Genomic DNA, 14,752 nt, shown 5'->3' with positions numbered 1-14,752 from the left:
AACCTACAGCGCATTACCTGAATCCTTTTTCCTGCGACGCGCTGTAGGATGATAGTTCGAGGGTAAAAGCGCTGGCTTTTCCTCTGGAATTGCACTATATGCGCCGCAACATTGCGCTGGAAGCGCTTTGTCCGTTGGCCCCCGCTGGACGACATCCCGGCCGTGGGCGTCTTGTTCCTCCAGATCGAAAGGGAAAGAATCCGATGTCGATTACTGCCGAACGTAAGCAGGCTCTGATGACCGAATTCGCAACCGCCAAGGGCGACACCGGTTCGCCGGAAGTTCAGGTTGCCATTCTTTCCGAGCGCATCAAGAACCTCACCGAGCACTTCAAAGGCCACGTGAAGGACAACCATTCCCGCCGCGGCTTGCTGAAGCTCGTTTCCCAGCGTCGTAGCCTTCTCGACTATCTCAAGCGGAAGGACGAGGCACGCTACCAGACGCTGATCGAGAAACTCGGGCTGCGTCGCTAAGAAAACCGACCGGCGGGCTTTCCTCGAAAAGGCCCGCCGGTCGCGCATTTGGGCCCGACACGATTGCGCAGGCCCGACCGGATCCGGATTTTCAGGGGAACTTCCGGAACCGCCCATGGGACCGGTCATGGGGCAGGATTGCAGGAAGCCCGGGGCGTTCACGCGACGCCGTCTCCGGACCTCCCGTTGTCTTGCCCGTGGCTTGTCCGAAGCAGCGCGGCCAGGCGGCAACGTCGTGCCGGGATGCTTCACCAGAACAGGCGCCGCCTTCGGGCATGGCGCCCAACGAAGTCTGGGTAGGGGGAACCGCACGGGAATCCGCGCGGCCCTTCCCGTATATGAAGGACAGGACATGTTCAATCAACACAAGGTCGAAATCGAATGGGGCGGCCGTCCGCTCATCCTCGAGACCGGCAAGATCGCGCGCCAGGCAGACGGCGCGGTGCTCGCCACCTACGGCGAAACCGTCGTGCTTGCCACCGTCGTTTCGGCCAAGGAGCCGAAGCCCGGCCAGGATTTCTTCCCGCTGACCGTCAACTATCAGGAAAAGACCTATGCCGCGGGCAAGATCCCCGGTGGCTACTTCAAGCGCGAGGGTCGTCCGTCGGAAAACGAGACGCTGGTGTCGCGCTTGATCGACCGGCCGATCCGCCCGCTCTTCGCGGAAGGCTACAAGAACGACACCCAGGTGATCGTCACCGTCATGCAGCACGACCTGGAGAACAATCCGGACATCGTGTCGATGGTCGCCGCTTCCGCAGCGCTCACCCTCTCAGGCGTGCCGTTCATGGGACCGATCGGTGGCGCCCGCGTCGGCTATATCGGCGGCCAGTACATCCTCAACCCCCATATCGACGAGATGCCGGAATCCAAGCTGGATCTGGTCGTCGCCGGCACCGGCGAGGCCGTGCTGATGGTGGAGTCCGAGGCACGGGAACTGCCCGAGGATGTCATGCTCGGCGCCGTGATGTTCGGCCACCGCGGCTTCCAGCCGGTCATCGAGGCCATCATCAAGCTGGCAGAGGCTGCCGCCAAGGAACCGCGCGAGCACAATCCTGAAAGCCTCGCCGAACTCGAAGCCGAGATGCTGGCGATGGTCGAGACTGATCTGCGGGCAGCCTACAAGCTCACAGTCAAGCAGGAGCGCTACGCGGCCGTCGACGAGGCGAAGGCCAAAGTCAAGGCGGCCTTCGCTGCGGAAGGCGAGGAAGCGCCGAAGTGGTCGGCCGAGCAGGTTGCCACCGTGTTCAAGGAGTTGCAGGCGAAGATCGTTCGCTGGAACATCCTCGACACCGGCTCCCGTATCGATGGCCGTGACCTGAAGACAGTGCGTCCGATCGTTGCTGAAGTCGGCCTCCTGCCGCGCACGCATGGGTCTGCGCTGTTCACCCGCGGCGAGACGCAGGCGATCGTCGTTGCGACGCTCGGCACGGGCGAGGACGAGCAATTCGTCGACGCGCTGACCGGCATGTACAAGGAGACCTTCCTTCTCCATTACAACTTCCCGCCCTTCTCCGTGGGCGAGACTGGGCGTATGGGTTCGCCTGGTCGTCGCGAGATCGGTCACGGCAAGCTCGCCTGGCGTGCCATCCACCCGATGCTGCCGGCCCAGGAGCAGTTCCCCTACACGATCCGCGCCGTCTCCGAGATCACCGAATCCAATGGATCTTCGTCGATGGCGACTGTCTGCGGCACCTCTCTTGCCCTGATGGACGCCGGCGTGCCGCTGGCCAGGCCGGTTGCCGGCATCGCCATGGGCCTGATCAAGGAAGGCGAGCGTTTCGCCGTGCTGTCGGACATCCTCGGCGATGAAGACCACCTCGGCGACATGGACTTCAAGGTGGCCGGAACCGGCAACGGCATCACCTCGCTGCAGATGGACATCAAGATCGACGGTATCACCGAAGAGATCATGAAGGTCGCCCTCGATCAGGCCAAGGACGGCCGCCTGCATATCCTCGGCGAGATGGCTCACGCCATCAGCGAAGGCCGCAAGGAACTCGGCGAATTCGCTCCGCGCATCGAGGTGATGCACATCCCCACCGACAAGATCCGCGACGTGATCGGTTCCGGCGGCAAGGTGATCCGCGAGATCGTGGAAAAGACCGGCGCCAAGATCAACATCGAGGACGACGGCACGGTGAAGATCGCTTCGTCGAACGCCCGCGAGATCGAGGCAGCCCGCAAGTGGATCCACACCATCGTGGCCGAGCCGGAAGTCGGCGAGATCTACGAGGGCACGGTGGTCAAGACGGCCGATTTCGGCGCCTTCGTGAACTTCTTCGGCCCGCGTGACGGCCTTGTTCACATCTCCCAGCTCGCCAATGAGCGTGTCCAGAAGACGACGGATGTCGTCAAGGAAGGCGACAAGGTCTATGTGAAGCTGATGGGCTTCGACGAGCGCGGCAAGGTTCGCCTGTCCATGAAGGTCGTCGACCAGCAGTCCGGTAAGGAGATCGTGAGGGAGAAGAAGGAAGAAGGCGAGGAAAGCGCCGCCTGATCTCTTCGACCGCCGATATTATGAACGGGCGCGGCGCCGAGCCGCGCCCGTTTTCATGAGAGGAGGATGCGGCGACACCATGAGCCGAGACGCGCAGAAGACGCTCTTCCATCCATTCGAGACCGCAGAATTGATGGCGCCGGACGCCGGTGCCAAAGTACTTTTCCTTGGCGCCGAGCCTGGCTTCCGCCTGCCGGAGGGCTTCACCGCGAGGCTATCGCTGGTGCAAGGCTTTCGACCTTTCTTTCGCTCCCTGGAGGCTGCCGGCCAGCGGGTGGCGCCGGTCGCCGGCGAGGAAACCTACGACATGGCTCTGGTGCTTACCGGCAGGCATCGCGGTCGCAACGAAGCGCAGATTGCCGACGCGCTGGAGCGTGTGGCCGCGGGTGGGATCGTGCTTGTCGCCGGAAGCAAGGACGAGGGCATCGGCAGCCTGCGCAAGCGCGTCGCCGGCTTGGTCGAGCTCGACGGCATGTCGCCGAAATATCATGGTCTGGCTTTCTGGTTCCGGCGCCCGGCCGATTCGAATGGCCTGATCTCCGCCTTGCGCGAAGGCAATCTCGGAAATCTGGTCGACGGACGTTTCTTCGCCGCGCCGGGCATGTTCTCGCACGACAGGATCGACGCCGGTTCGCGGCTTCTACAGCGGTGCCTGCCCGGAGATATCGGGGGCAGGGTCGCCGATTTCTGTGCCGGCTGGGGCTACCTCGCGGTCGAGCTTGCCGATCGGTTTCCTGGCCTCAAGGAGCTCGATCTCTACGAGGCTGACTACGAATCGGTGGAGGCGGCCCGACGCAACCTGGCTGCGCGCACGCTGCCGGTCCGTTTCTTTTGGCACGATCTTCTGTCCGAGCCGGTAACGGAACGTTACGACGCCATCGTGATGAATCCGCCTTTCCACCAAGGCAAGGCGGCGGAACCGGGGATCGGACAACGGCTGATCGGCGTCGCCGCCAAAAGTCTCCGCAAAGGGGGGCGCCTGCTCCTGGTTGCGAACCGGCAGCTTCCTTACGAGCAAACCATTCGCGCCGAGTTCGAAAGCTTCGAGGAATCGGCGCGGGACGAGAGCTTCAAGGTTCTGACGGCCCGGCGGTGAGGACTGTCTCACGAGGCTTGCTCGCGACGTCGACTAAGGCATGTCTCCCGAAAGTGTGCGGCGGTTTCGGGAAAAAGACATGTGCAACCAAGATCCTACAGCGCGTCGCGTGAATCGAATCATTTCTCACGCGACGCGTTGTAGGATCCGGCGGCGCAGACGGGATCAGTCGCGCGCTTCGTCCGCCTTCTTCAGTTCCTCGAGCGTCGGCATGGAGACGATGTGATAGCCGGAATCGACATAGTGGATCTCGCCGGTCACACCGGAAGACAGGTCGGATAGCAGATAGAGCGCCGAACCGCCGATCTCTTCGATCCCTACCGTCCGGCGCAGCGGCGAATTGCGCTGCTGATAGGAGAACATGTGCCTGGCGTCGGAAATGCCGGCACCGGCGAGGGTGCGCACAGGTCCTGCCGAGATGGCATTCACGCGAATGCCGCGCGGACCATAGTCGTGTGCAAGATATCGCACGCTGGCCTCGAGGCCTGCCTTGGCCACGCCCATCACATTATAATTGGGCATGACGCGGACCGACCCGGCATAGGTGAGGGTGATCATCGATCCGCCCTGCGACATCAGCGCGGCGGCCTTGCGCGCGACTTCCGTGAACGAATAGCAGGAAATGACCATCGTCCGGACGAAGTTCTCGCGGGTCGTATCCGCGTAGAGGCCCTTGAGTTCATTCTTGTCGGAGAAGCCGATGGCATGGACGATGAAATCGACGCCGCCCCATTCCTGGCCGAGACGGTCGAAAACGCTGTCGATCGAGGCGCTGTCCTCGACGTCGCAAGGCAGTACCAAAGCGGTGCCCAGCCTCTCCGCGAGCGGACGCACGCGCCGACCGAAGGCCTCGCCCTGGTAGGTGAAGGCCATGGTCGCGCCGTGCTCGGCAAGTCGTTGCGCAATCCCCCAGGCGATCGAATGGTCGTTGGCGACTCCCATGACGAGGCCGCGCTTGCCCTTCATCAATGCTTCCATGTGGGAGGCCTCAGGCGTCGTAACGCTGGAACACCAGCGTGGCGTTGGTCCCGCCGAAACCGAACGAGTTGGACAGGACCGTGTCGATCTTGGCGTTGTCGATGCGCTTGCGCACGATCGGCATGCCTTCGAATTCCGGATCGAGCGTCTCGATATGGGCGCTCTCGCCGATGAAGCGTCCCTGCATCATCAGGATGGAATAGATCGATTCCTGGACGCCGGCAGCCCCCAGGGAATGACCCGTCAGGGACTTGGTCGACGTGATGTTCGGCAGCTCGTCCCCGAACACTTCCCGGATCGCATTCATCTCCCTGGAATCGCCGACCGGCGTCGAAGTGCCGTGCGTGTTGATGTAGTCGACGGGGCCGGAAACCGTGGCAAGCGCCTGGCGCATGCAGCGCACCGCGCCTTCGCCTGAGGGAGCGACCATGTCGTAGCCGTCGGACGTGGCTCCGTAGCCGACGACCTCTGCGTAGATCTTGGCACCGCGCGCCTTGGCGTGCTCGAGTTCCTCAAGCACCAGTACGCCCGCGCCTCCGGCGATGACGAAGCCGTCGCGATTGAGGTCGTAGGCCCGCGAGGCGGTCGCGGCGCTGTCGTTGTACTTGCTCGACATGGCGCCCATGGCATCGAACAGGTTCGACATCGTCCAGTCGAGATCCTCATGGCCTCCGGCGAAGATCATGTCCTGCTTGCCCCACTGGATGAGTTCGTAGGCATTGCCGATGCAGTGAGCAGAGGTCGAGCAGGCGGAGGAGATCGAGTAGTTGACGCCGTGGATCTTGAACCAGGTGGCGAGCGTCGCCGAGGCGGTGGACGACATCGCCTTGGGGACGGCGAACGGTCCGATGCGCTTGGGGCTGCCCTTCTCGCGGGTGATGTCGGCCGCCTCGACGATGATACGCGTCGAAGGGCCGCCGGATCCCATGACGATGCCGGTGCGCTCGTTGCTGATCTCCGCCTCGGTCAGAGCGGCATCTGCGATTGCCTGGTCCATGGCGACATGGTTCCAGGCGCCGCCCTTGGACAGAAAGCGCATGGCCCGACGGTCCACCATCTCGGTCGGGTCGAGCGTGGGGGCGCCCCAGACCTGGCAGCGGAAACCATGGCCGGCGAATTCCTCGGAGAAGCTGATTCCGGATTTCGCCTCGCGCAACGAGGCCTGAACCTCGGCGGCTTTGCTGCCGATGGAAGACACGATACCGAGGCCGGTTACTACTACCCGTCTCATCTAGCACTCCATGGTTCTGCGATACACGCCGGCTGCTCCGGCGGTCCTCAGGCTGCCGCCTGCTTGAACAGGCCGACCCTCAGATCGCTTGCCTTGTATATGGTTTCGCCATCGGCCTGCAGCCAGCCATCGCCGATAGAAAGGACGAGCCGCCCACGCATGACACGCTTGAAGTCCACGCCGTAGACGACCTTGCGCACGGATGGCGTCACCATGCCGGTGAATTTGACCTCGCCCGTCGAGATCGCGCGGCCCTTGCCCGGCTCTCCGAGCCAGCCGAGAAAGAAACCGCTCATCTGCCAAAGCGCGTCGAGGCCGAGGCAGCCCGGCATGACGGGATCGCCGAGGAAATGGCAGGCGAAGAACCAGAGGTCCGGTTTGATGTCGAGTTCGGCGCGGATATAGCCCTTGCCGAATTCACCGCCTTCTTCCTGGATGTCCGTGATCCTGTCGAACATCAGCATCGGCGGGGCCGGCAATTGTGCGTTGCCGGGGCCGAACAACTCCCCACGTCCGCATGCCAGCAAATCTTCGTAGCCGAAGGCATTCTTCCGTTCCGGCATGAATCCATTCCCCGTCTTGGTGGGCGGCGCAAAGCCTTTGGTCGGTTCGTTCCCTATCACAGTCCGTTTCAGACGGGAAACCGCCGCATGCGCTTATATCGCCTGACAGCGACGGTCAACGTGCCACGCTTGATCGCCCGCCCGCGACCGAATATATGTCAGCAGGAATACGGAGTATTCTGCTCCGGATTTGACGTTTCGATGTCGACCCTGGGAAGTGTATCGGATCGATGTATCCGTTCGAAGGAAAAGAAGTGGTGCCTGTGGAAAAACGCGTGCGCGATGCCGGCCTTCGGCCGACCAGGCAGCGTATTGCGCTGGCCGATCTTCTGTTCGCGAAAGGCGACCGCCATCTCTCCGCAGAGGAACTGCACGAGGAGGCGCTCGCGGCGGGCGTCCCCGTTTCGCTGGCGACGGTCTACAACGCGCTTCACCAGTTCACCGAGGCCGGCCTGCTCCGCATCCTGGCGGTAGAAGGGTCGAAGACCTACTTCGACACCAACACGTCCGATCATCATCACTTCTATATCGAAGGCGAAAACAAGATCTTCGACATCGCCGAAGGTCCGGTCCGCGTGGTCAACCTGCCCGAGCCGCCGGAAGGAATGGAAATCGCCAATGTCGATATCGTGGTGAGACTGCGGCCGAAGAAGTCGTGAACGGTAATGGTGAATAGAGACGCGTGTCTCTACGCTATGACCATGTTGGGCCGCATGTCTCACGGCCATTCACAATTGACCATTCACCCTGAACGAGTCCGGAAGGACTAGGAGGCCGTCTGAGAATTCGCTCCGGCGGGGCAGATGGCGTGGTTTTCGAGAACCGGGGTGGAGCGTACATGAAGTACGTGGGCATCGGCAGCGCAGAAAAACCGCGTCAGATGTCCGTCGGAGTATCAAACGGTCTCTAAGGAATCCTGCACCTAATCCTTGATCGTTTCGCCGGGATAGGCGCCCCAGATGAGCGACTGGGAAAGCCAGCCGACGTGCCCCTGGAAGCTCATCTCGCACCAGTTGCCATTGCAGGACTTGATCGTTCCGATCACCCCCGGTTCGATCACCGCGACCGTCGGCGCGCCCTTCTCGGGCTTGTCCAGAAGAGGGATCTGCGCATCTTTGCCGCGCTGCCATGGAGCGGCGATGCCGGTTCGCTTGCCCGAAAGCAGCGACTGGTTGATCCAACCCTCGGCGCCGTCCGCATCGCGTACACGGCGCCAATTGTCGTATTCCTGGATGATCTCCATCGGCAGGCCGGGTTTCATATACATCCAGTCGACGGCGTAGTTGAGGCCGGGCCCGATTCGCGAATTGACCTTCCCGGATTTCAGGCTGACGAATCGCGGCAGGGGCAGGCCACTGGGACCTCGGGCCACGCTCTGAATGGGTGCCGGCTGTTCGCTGGGAGCGGCGAGGGCAGGGGAGATGAGCGCGGCGCCGAGCAGCATCGCGCCGGCAACCACGCGCAGTGACACGGAACCAGACACTTCGTACCTCACATGTCGGCGCCGACCCGTCACCCGGTTGGCGCCCCCTTTTTCTTTGTCTTCGGCCCGGTCGCTTGTTACACAGGCTGGGATGCCCAGGCCGGTTCCAAGTTTCGCCGTTCTTGGTTAAAGAGGTCTGAACAGGATCCGGAACAGAGGAAACAATGGCCGGCAGGAAAAAGCCACTGGTCGTCATCACGCGCAAGCTGCCCGACCAGGTGGAAACGCGCATGCGTGAGCTTTTCGACGCCAGGCTGAATATAGACGATCGGCCGATGACCCAGCCGGAACTGGTGGCGGCGGTCAAGGAAGCCGACGTGCTCGTTCCGACCATCACCGACCGCATTGACGCCGCTCTGCTCGCCCAGGCCGGGCCGAGCCTCAAGCTCATCGCCAATTTCGGCAACGGAGTGGACCACATAGACGTGCCGGCGGCGGCCAAGGGCGGAATCACCGTCACCAATACGCCGAATGTTCTGACCGAAGACACGGCGGACATGACCATGGGCCTCATGCTCACGGTGCCGCGCCGGCTCACCGAAGGCGCCAACGTGCTGCGGGACGACGGCAAATGGGCGGGCTGGTCGCCAACCTGGATGCTCGGACGGCGCATCTGGGGCAAACGCCTGGGCATCGTCGGCATGGGGCGGATCGGCACCGCCGTCGCCCGCCGTGCCAAGGCTTTCGGCCTGTCCATCCACTATCACAACCGCCATCATGTGGCGCCGGCGATCGAGGACGAGCTCGAAGCCACCTATTGGGAGAGCCTCGACCAGATGCTCGCCCGCATGGACATCATCTCGGTCAATTGCCCATCGACGCCGGCGACCTTCCATCTCCTGTCGGCCAGACGCCTGGCCCTGATGCAGCCTTCCGCCTATATCGTGAACACTGCGCGCGGCGACATCATCGACGAAAATGCGCTCATCCAGATGCTTTGGGACGGCAAGCTCGCCGGTGCCGGGCTCGATGTTTTCGAGCACGAGCCTGCAGTCAATCCGAAGCTTTTGAAGCTTGCCGCAAAGGGCAAGGTGGTGATCCTGCCCCATATGGGATCTGCCACGATCGAGGGCCGTATCGACATGGGCGAGAAGGTGATCATCAACATCAGGACCTTCTACGACGGCCACCGTCCGCCGGACCGGGTACTGCCCAACAGGGTATAATCCCTTACGCGGCTGCGACGAGGCCGTCTGCGCTCACCGACACGTCGCGATCGGAAAATTGGCGATGCTCGTCGCGGCCGATGCGGAGCGCGATCGGAGCCTGCCATCCCATCTCGCGAGCGACGATTAGGCCGAGCAGCAGGATAGCGTCGGCTTGATGGAGCACGATCGCCGCCGGCGCGCGCCCTGCATGGACGAGTTCGAGCAGCACGGCCGAAGCCGACGAAGAGCCGATCGTGCCCGGAAGGAAGAGCACGCGGCCGGCTATGTCCAGGCCATGCTGGGGGTGTCGCACGTCGATGACGCGGCCGGTCCGCGGATCGACACCGCCCCAGAAGCTTATCGGCGCCGCAAGGACAAGGGCAAGCCCTTGAACTGCCGGACCCGGTACAAGGACGTGTCCCTGTGTGACGGTCATTGCAGGCCGTCCGTGATCACGGGTATGCCCGTTACAGCGCTTTCCACGCAATCGGCCAGCGAAGCATAGAGCACCTCGTAGCCGGTGTTGCCCGGCCCGTAGTGGGCGAACTTGCCGGAGTTCGTCATCAGCACGCCGCCTGGCCGGTCCGGCAGGATCGGGGCTACCACCACGCAGGTATCGGCAACAACGATTACGCCGGCGGCCTCCAGCCGCTGGCGCCGGCCGGCCGCCTCGATCGCGGAAAGGGCATGCCGGCCCGTGCAGGCATGGATCGGGATGGCGAGCTTGCGTCCCGCGATCAGATGCTCCAGGCGGTCGAACTCCGCCGGCGAGAGATGCGGGCTGCCGATCGCGATCGCGTCGATCCGATCAGCTTTGACCGCCGTCGATAGCCGCAGCCGGGCTTCGCGCACCATTTGGGGCGTGACCGCGACGATGGTCTCGGCAGGCTTCCCCGCGAGTGCGGCAGCGACATTGGGTGCCTCGGGTGTGATGCCTGCGATATGAAAGAGCCCCACTGCCCCCGACGAGGCGGCTGCGGCCCCGAAGGCCTTCAGGGCATCTTCTCCCGGGCGATGCGCCACCCCGGTCACGACACCGATCGCATCGCCTGCGAGGCGACCATAGAGGCTGCCAAGGATAGGCCAGGCGATCTCGGATTCGAGGAAGCCTCCGGGCAGTCCGCCCACATCGAAAGCCAGCGTAGCCCTACGGTTCTCCGGCCGGTGCAGGCCGTAATCGGGCGCTCGGGCAGCGATGGCGCAGGCAATGTCGAGGAAATCGCCATAACGGTTCGTCCGCGCTCCAAGCACGGAGTTGCAGAAAACGACGGCGTTGGACTCGCCCCAGGCCACGTCCGTTCCAAAAGCGGGCCGATGGCCGGCCTGATAGGGCGCACAGGTCCAACTCGGTTCGCAGCCGAGGGCGACATAGGCTTCCATCATTCGGCGTGCCATGCCTTGCTCGGCTTGGCCGAGGCGACCCTTCGAGCAGCCTGTGAGATCGAGCGCTCCGACATTGAGTGTTGCCCGCACGCCCACCCTCGCGCCGCCTCCGACCAGCCGCGCGGCGAAAAGGGTCCCGGAATCGCCATGATAGAGCGCCCCGTCTATATGGGCCGAAGCGATCGGGATGAGGCGAGGGGCGCCGAGCAAGGCCGCGCTGTCGGCGACGATACGCATGGCGACGGCAGCGCCCTCGCCATCGCGGCCTGAGGCGATGGCTCGTTCCTCGGCCGTCAGGGCGAGGGTCATGCCAGGGCCTTGCGCATGGTGATGGAGGTGGGCCTGTCGAAGCCGGGATGCGCCTTGCGCACCACTTCCTGGAAGCCCAGCCTTGCGAAGGCGGCTTGATTGCCGTGGAGTTCGACGCGAGTCTCGAGCTCGAGAGCATTCTTTCCGGCGGCGCGGGCGAGCGTTTCGGCCGCATCGACGAACCGGCGCCCCAGACCTTGAGATTGCAGAGCTGGTTCGATCGCGAGCTTGCCGAGGTAGAGGTGGTCGCCGCGATCGGCAATGAACAGGCATCCAGCGAGCTGGTCGCCTCGGTATGCCAGCAGCAGTCTTTCCTGCCGCGCCCTGGCTTGGAGTGTCTGAGGAGTGAGACGATGGGCGGAGGATGGCGGGTCGATTACGCCGTCCATATAAGCGAAGGACCTGAGGATGAGGTCGAGCAATGCCTGCCAGTCGTCGAATCGCTCGGGCCGACTGACGATGCTCAGGTCCTCCCCGCGCATTTCTTAACCCGCGTGCTTGTAGCGGACGATATCGAAGCGGGCCGCCAGCGCGTCGTAAAGGAGAAGACGTCCGACGAGCGGCTCGCCTATCCCGGCGATCAGCTTGATCGCCTCCATGGCCTGGAGCGTACCCATCACGCCCGTCAGCGCGCCGAGCACGCCTGCTTCGGCGCAGGAGGGCACCAGGCCTGCCGGCGGCGGCTCCGGGAACAGGTCGCGATAGGAGGGGTTCGGCTGCCCCCCGGAATCCTGCTCGTAAGGCTTGAGGACAGTGAGCGATCCGTCGAACCGCCCGACGGCTGCATGGACGAGCGGGCGCTTCTCCTTGGCGCAGGCGTCGGCGACGGCATAACGTGTCTCGAAATTGTCGGACCCGTCGACCACCAGGTCATAAGCCGCGACGAGCGCGCCCACATTGCCGGCTTCGAGCCGCAGATCGTGTCTTTCGACGATTGTGTGCGGGTTGATGCGCAGGATTGCCGCCGCGGCGCTCTCCGTCTTGCGTCTTCCAACGGCGGACGCATCGTGGACCACCTGACGATGCAGATTGGACAGGGAGACGGTGTCGTCGTCGATGATGCCCAGCGTTCCGACGCCGGCAGCCGCCAGGTATTGTAGGACAGGCGCCCCGAGACCTCCGGCACCGACCACCAACACCCTTGCACGTTTCAGTTTCTGCTGACCGGGACCGCCGATTTCCGGCAGCACGATATGGCGCGCGTAGCGTTCGAGCTCTTCGGGAGAGAAATTCGGTTCATGTCGGTTCATCCTGCGGAAGATAGGATGCCCCGCCGCGAATGTCAGCGTATTTCGCTCACCGTTCCTTCGCTGACGGTCAGGAACTGGGCCTTCCCCTCGAGGGCGGAGAAGAGCACGGGGTCCGTGCCCGTCATGAAGGCCTGACAGTCCAGCTCTTCGAGGATCTGGAAGAGTGCGGCGCGGCGGCCGGCGTCGAGATGCGCAGCGACTTCGTCCAGGAGGAGGATCGGGACGGCGCCGAAGACCTCGCCGCACAGGCGTGCATGCGAGAGCACGATGCCGATGAGCAGCGCCTTCTGTTCGCCCGTCGAGCACAACTCGGCCGGCATATCCTTTGGAGCATGCCGCACCAGCAAGTCGGAGCGATGCGGGCCGTCGAGAGTGCGGCCAGCGGCGCGGTCACGCCAGCGATTTTCGGCAAGAAACGCACGGAATGCCTCCTCGACTTCGATGGCGGGTCCCATGCCCATGCGATCCTCCAGCGTCCCTGAAACCGCCACCGTCGCCCGCGGGAACGGGCCGGTATCCGGCAGGCGCTCGATCATCGCCGACAGGAGGCGGACGGTTTCGACGCGCGCCGCGGAGATCGCTGTCCCGGTCTCGGCCATCTGCGCCTCGATTGCATCGAACCAGGCTCCGTCGCGCGATTCCTCCGAGAGCAGGCGGTTGCGTCCGCGCATCGCCTTTTCATAGTCGAGGGCACGCTGGCCATGGCCGGGATCGGTCGCCAACACCAGCCGGTCGAGGAAGCGTCGCCGGTCCCCGGGCGGGCCGGTGAACAATTGATCCATCGCCGGGGTGAGCCACGTCACCCGGAGCCATTCGAGCATGTCTTCCGCCGATTTGGCGGGCGCACCGTTTATGCGCACCTTGCGGCCGGTCTCGTGGCCGGTCCCTCCGCCGATGCCTGTGCCGATATCGCAGGTGCCGAGAGGACCCTCCACACGCGCGTGCACCACGAAACCGTCGCTGCCGTCCCGCGCGATCTCGCCATAGGCGGCGCGGCGCAATCCTCGTCCCGGCGTCAGCAGGGAGATCGCCTCGAGCAGGTTCGTTTTTCCCGCGCCGTTGTTGCCGGTGAAGACGACCGAACCTGGTTTCAACGCAAGCGTAACGCCGGAATAGTTCCGGAAATCTGTAAGCGACAGCTTACTTATATGCGTTTGCATTTCCGGCATGGGCCGGACCGCCGCTCGTTCGACAGCCCATCTAGGCTAGACGCGCATCGGCATGAGCACGTAGAGCGCGTCGTCGTCCGTCATGTCATGGATGAGGGTCGGCGATCCGGCGTCCGCCAGCAGAAACTTGGCCTCGCTGCCCGAAAGCTGCGCGGCCACGTCGAGCAGATATTTGGCGTTGAAACCGATCTCGATCGGTTCCGACGCGTAGTCGGCCGCCAGTTCCTCGGTCGCGCTGCCGGAATCCGGATTGTTGACTGCAAGCGTCACCTGGCCATCGGCGATCGACAGCTTCACGGCCCGCCCGCGTTCGGACGATATGGTGGAAACACGGTCGACAGCCGCCGCGAAGCTCTGCCGATCGATGATCAGCGTCTTGTCGTTGCCGGTCGGGATCACACGCTGATAATCGGGGAAGGTGCCGTCGATCAGCTTGGAGGTGAGAACGACGCTACCGATCGTGAAGCGGATCTTGCTTTCAGAAAGTTCGACGGTAATGGCGACGTCGGGATCGTCGACAAGTTTCAGCAACTCGCTGACGGTCTTGCGCGGGATGATGATGCCGGGCATGCCCTCGGAGCCAGCCGGAGCGTCGATCTCGGCCCGTGCCAGGCGGTGTCCATCGGTCGCGACTGAGCGCAGCTTCAGCTTTCCGCCCGTCTCATGTGTATGCAGGAAGATGCCGTTGAGATAATAACGCGTCTCCTCGGTCGAGATGGCGAACTGGGTCTTCTCGATGAGAGCCTTGAGGGCCGGCGAATCCAACCGAAAGGTATGCGAGAAGGAGCCGGCCGACAGTTCCGGGAAATCCGATTGCGGCAGGCACTGCAGGCGGAAGCTCGACCGCCCGGAGACGACCGACATGGCATTGCCGTCCTCGTCGGTCTTGAGCATGACCTCGGCGCCGTCGGGCAGCTTGCGTACAATTTCGTAGAGAAGGTGGGCCGGCACTGTGGTGGCGCCCGTCTGCTCCACCACCGCGGGGGTGGCTTCGGTGATCTCGAGGTCGAGGTCGGTCGCCTTCATTTCGAGGCTGGCGCCGGTGGCGGTGAGCAGCACGTTCGACAGGATAGGAATCGTGTTCCGCCGTTCCACCACGCGATGAACATGGTTCAGGGACTTGAGGAGGTTCGAACGTTCAAGGACCACACGCATGACGGGCCGATCTC

General features: G+C 63.5%; 15 protein-coding genes. 5 read left to right on the top strand and 10 right to left on the bottom strand.

All coding sequences use genetic code 11. From position 1 onward, the window contains the following. Positions 1-203: 203 nt before the first annotated feature. The 3 genes from rpsO to ACCO56_RS17950 all read left to right on the top strand — a co-directional run bounded on the left by rpsO (position 204) and on the right by ACCO56_RS17950 (position 4,069). Positions 204-473, top strand: coding sequence for a 30S ribosomal protein S15 (gene rpsO, locus ACCO56_RS17960; protein WP_433642179.1), 270 nt, complete (start codon positions 204-206; stop codon positions 471-473). A gap of 352 nt (positions 474-825) precedes the next feature. Next, positions 826-2,973, top strand: a complete 2,148-nt coding sequence (gene pnp, locus ACCO56_RS17955; protein ID WP_433642178.1) for a polyribonucleotide nucleotidyltransferase — start codon at positions 826-828, stop codon at positions 2,971-2,973. Between the two features lie 79 nt (positions 2,974-3,052). Next, positions 3,053-4,069, top strand: coding sequence for a class I SAM-dependent methyltransferase (locus ACCO56_RS17950; RefSeq protein WP_433642177.1), 1,017 nt, complete (start codon positions 3,053-3,055; stop codon positions 4,067-4,069). A 165-nt stretch (positions 4,070-4,234) separates the two neighbouring features. Here ACCO56_RS17950 and fabI read toward each other — a convergent pair whose 3' ends face one another. From fabI to fabA, 3 genes are read right to left on the bottom strand one after another with little or no spacing between them, the layout of a single operon-like run. After that, positions 4,235-5,047 carry an enoyl-ACP reductase FabI gene (gene fabI, locus ACCO56_RS17945; RefSeq protein WP_433642175.1) on the bottom strand — a complete coding sequence of 271 codons (813 nt, stop codon included), beginning with the start codon at positions 5,045-5,047 and terminating at the stop codon, positions 4,235-4,237. Positions 5,048-5,057: 10 nt separating this feature from the next. Continuing rightward, on the bottom strand, positions 5,058-6,278 hold the full coding sequence (fabB, locus tag ACCO56_RS17940) for a beta-ketoacyl-ACP synthase I (RefSeq protein WP_433642173.1): 1,221 nt from the start codon (positions 6,276-6,278) through the stop codon (positions 5,058-5,060). A gap of 47 nt (positions 6,279-6,325) precedes the next feature. Next, complete coding sequence (fabA, locus tag ACCO56_RS17935; protein ID WP_433642171.1) at positions 6,326-6,841, bottom strand: 3-hydroxyacyl-[acyl-carrier-protein] dehydratase FabA; 516 nt, start codon at positions 6,839-6,841, stop codon at positions 6,326-6,328. Between the two features lie 230 nt (positions 6,842-7,071). On the opposite strand from fabA, the gene irrA reads away from it, so the two are divergent. After that, on the top strand, positions 7,072-7,500 hold the full coding sequence (gene irrA / locus ACCO56_RS17930) for an iron response transcriptional regulator IrrA (RefSeq protein ID WP_433642169.1): 429 nt from the start codon (positions 7,072-7,074) through the stop codon (positions 7,498-7,500). A gap of 263 nt (positions 7,501-7,763) precedes the next feature. On the opposite strand, the gene ACCO56_RS17925 is transcribed toward irrA, so the two are convergent. Further along, the gene (locus ACCO56_RS17925) at positions 7,764-8,324 is read right to left on the bottom strand and encodes an SH3 domain-containing protein (protein ID WP_433642167.1); all 561 of its coding nucleotides are present in this window, start codon (positions 8,322-8,324) and stop codon (positions 7,764-7,766) included. Positions 8,325-8,488: 164 nt separating this feature from the next. On the opposite strand from ACCO56_RS17925, the gene ACCO56_RS17920 reads away from it, so the two are divergent. After that, complete coding sequence (locus tag ACCO56_RS17920) at positions 8,489-9,490, top strand: 2-hydroxyacid dehydrogenase (RefSeq protein ID WP_433642165.1); 1,002 nt, start codon at positions 8,489-8,491, stop codon at positions 9,488-9,490. Between the two features lie 4 nt (positions 9,491-9,494). Here the strand turns inward: ACCO56_RS17920 and ACCO56_RS17915 are convergent, their stop codons facing one another. The 6 genes from ACCO56_RS17915 to dnaN are packed head-to-tail and all read right to left on the bottom strand — an operon-like array spanning position 9,495 to position 14,738. After that, positions 9,495-9,908 carry an aconitase X swivel domain-containing protein gene (locus ACCO56_RS17915; RefSeq protein WP_433642163.1) on the bottom strand — a complete coding sequence of 138 codons (414 nt, stop codon included), beginning with the start codon at positions 9,906-9,908 and terminating at the stop codon, positions 9,495-9,497. Continuing rightward, the gene (locus ACCO56_RS17910) at positions 9,905-11,164 is read right to left on the bottom strand and encodes an aconitase X (protein WP_433642162.1); all 1,260 of its coding nucleotides are present in this window, start codon (positions 11,162-11,164) and stop codon (positions 9,905-9,907) included. The genes ACCO56_RS17915 and ACCO56_RS17910 overlap by 4 nt, the downstream gene beginning before the upstream one ends. Continuing rightward, entirely contained in the window at positions 11,161-11,646 is a 486-nt protein-coding gene (locus ACCO56_RS17905; RefSeq protein WP_433642161.1) for a GNAT family N-acetyltransferase, read from the bottom strand. Before ACCO56_RS17905 ends, ACCO56_RS17910 begins: the two co-directional genes overlap by 4 nt. Before the next feature lie 3 nt (positions 11,647-11,649). Then, complete coding sequence (locus ACCO56_RS17900; RefSeq protein ID WP_433642159.1) at positions 11,650-12,414, bottom strand: molybdopterin-synthase adenylyltransferase MoeB; 765 nt, start codon at positions 12,412-12,414, stop codon at positions 11,650-11,652. A 32-nt stretch (positions 12,415-12,446) separates the two neighbouring features. Further along, entirely contained in the window at positions 12,447-13,583 is a 1,137-nt protein-coding gene (gene recF / locus ACCO56_RS17895) for a DNA replication/repair protein RecF (RefSeq protein WP_433642158.1), read from the bottom strand. Positions 13,584-13,619: 36 nt separating this feature from the next. Beyond that, positions 13,620-14,738, bottom strand: coding sequence for a DNA polymerase III subunit beta (gene dnaN, locus ACCO56_RS17890; protein ID WP_433642156.1), 1,119 nt, complete (start codon positions 14,736-14,738; stop codon positions 13,620-13,622). Positions 14,739-14,752 lie beyond the last annotated feature (14 nt).

It is taken from the genome of Mesorhizobium sp. 1B3, from assembly GCF_050958605.1.
Classification (GTDB): domain Bacteria; phylum Pseudomonadota; class Alphaproteobacteria; order Rhizobiales; family Rhizobiaceae.
The sequence above is the reverse complement of the archived record's forward strand: the minus strand, read 5'-3'. Positions and strand labels throughout refer to the sequence as shown.

Bases quoted from the DNA above. Each gene is read 5' to 3' on its own strand.
- ACCO56_RS17910 (WP_433642162.1), bottom strand. From the start codon at position 11,164: ATGACCCTCGCCCTGACGGCCGAGGAACGAGCCATCGCCTCAGGCCGC.
- dnaN (WP_433642156.1), bottom strand. From the start codon at position 14,738: ATGCGTGTGGTCCTTGAACGTTCGAACCTCCTCAAGTCCCTGAACCAT.
- ACCO56_RS17950 (WP_433642177.1), top strand. From the start codon at position 3,053: ATGAGCCGAGACGCGCAGAAGACGCTCTTCCATCCATTCGAGACCGCA.
- fabA (WP_433642171.1), bottom strand. From the start codon at position 6,841: ATGCCGGAACGGAAGAATGCCTTCGGCTACGAAGATTTGCTGGCATGC.
- irrA (WP_433642169.1), top strand. From the start codon at position 7,072: ATGTATCCGTTCGAAGGAAAAGAAGTGGTGCCTGTGGAAAAACGCGTG.
- pnp (WP_433642178.1), top strand. From the start codon at position 826: ATGTTCAATCAACACAAGGTCGAAATCGAATGGGGCGGCCGTCCGCTC.
- recF (WP_433642158.1), bottom strand. From the start codon at position 13,583: ATGCCGGAAATGCAAACGCATATAAGTAAGCTGTCGCTTACAGATTTC.
- ACCO56_RS17905 (WP_433642161.1), bottom strand. From the start codon at position 11,646: ATGCGCGGGGAGGACCTGAGCATCGTCAGTCGGCCCGAGCGATTCGAC.
- rpsO (WP_433642179.1), top strand. From the start codon at position 204: ATGTCGATTACTGCCGAACGTAAGCAGGCTCTGATGACCGAATTCGCA.
- ACCO56_RS17915 (WP_433642163.1), bottom strand. From the start codon at position 9,908: ATGACCGTCACACAGGGACACGTCCTTGTACCGGGTCCGGCAGTTCAA.
- ACCO56_RS17900 (WP_433642159.1), bottom strand. From the start codon at position 12,414: ATGAACCGACATGAACCGAATTTCTCTCCCGAAGAGCTCGAACGCTAC.
- fabB (WP_433642173.1), bottom strand. From the start codon at position 6,278: ATGAGACGGGTAGTAGTAACCGGCCTCGGTATCGTGTCTTCCATCGGC.
- fabI (WP_433642175.1), bottom strand. From the start codon at position 5,047: ATGGAAGCATTGATGAAGGGCAAGCGCGGCCTCGTCATGGGAGTCGCC.
- ACCO56_RS17920 (WP_433642165.1), top strand. From the start codon at position 8,489: ATGGCCGGCAGGAAAAAGCCACTGGTCGTCATCACGCGCAAGCTGCCC.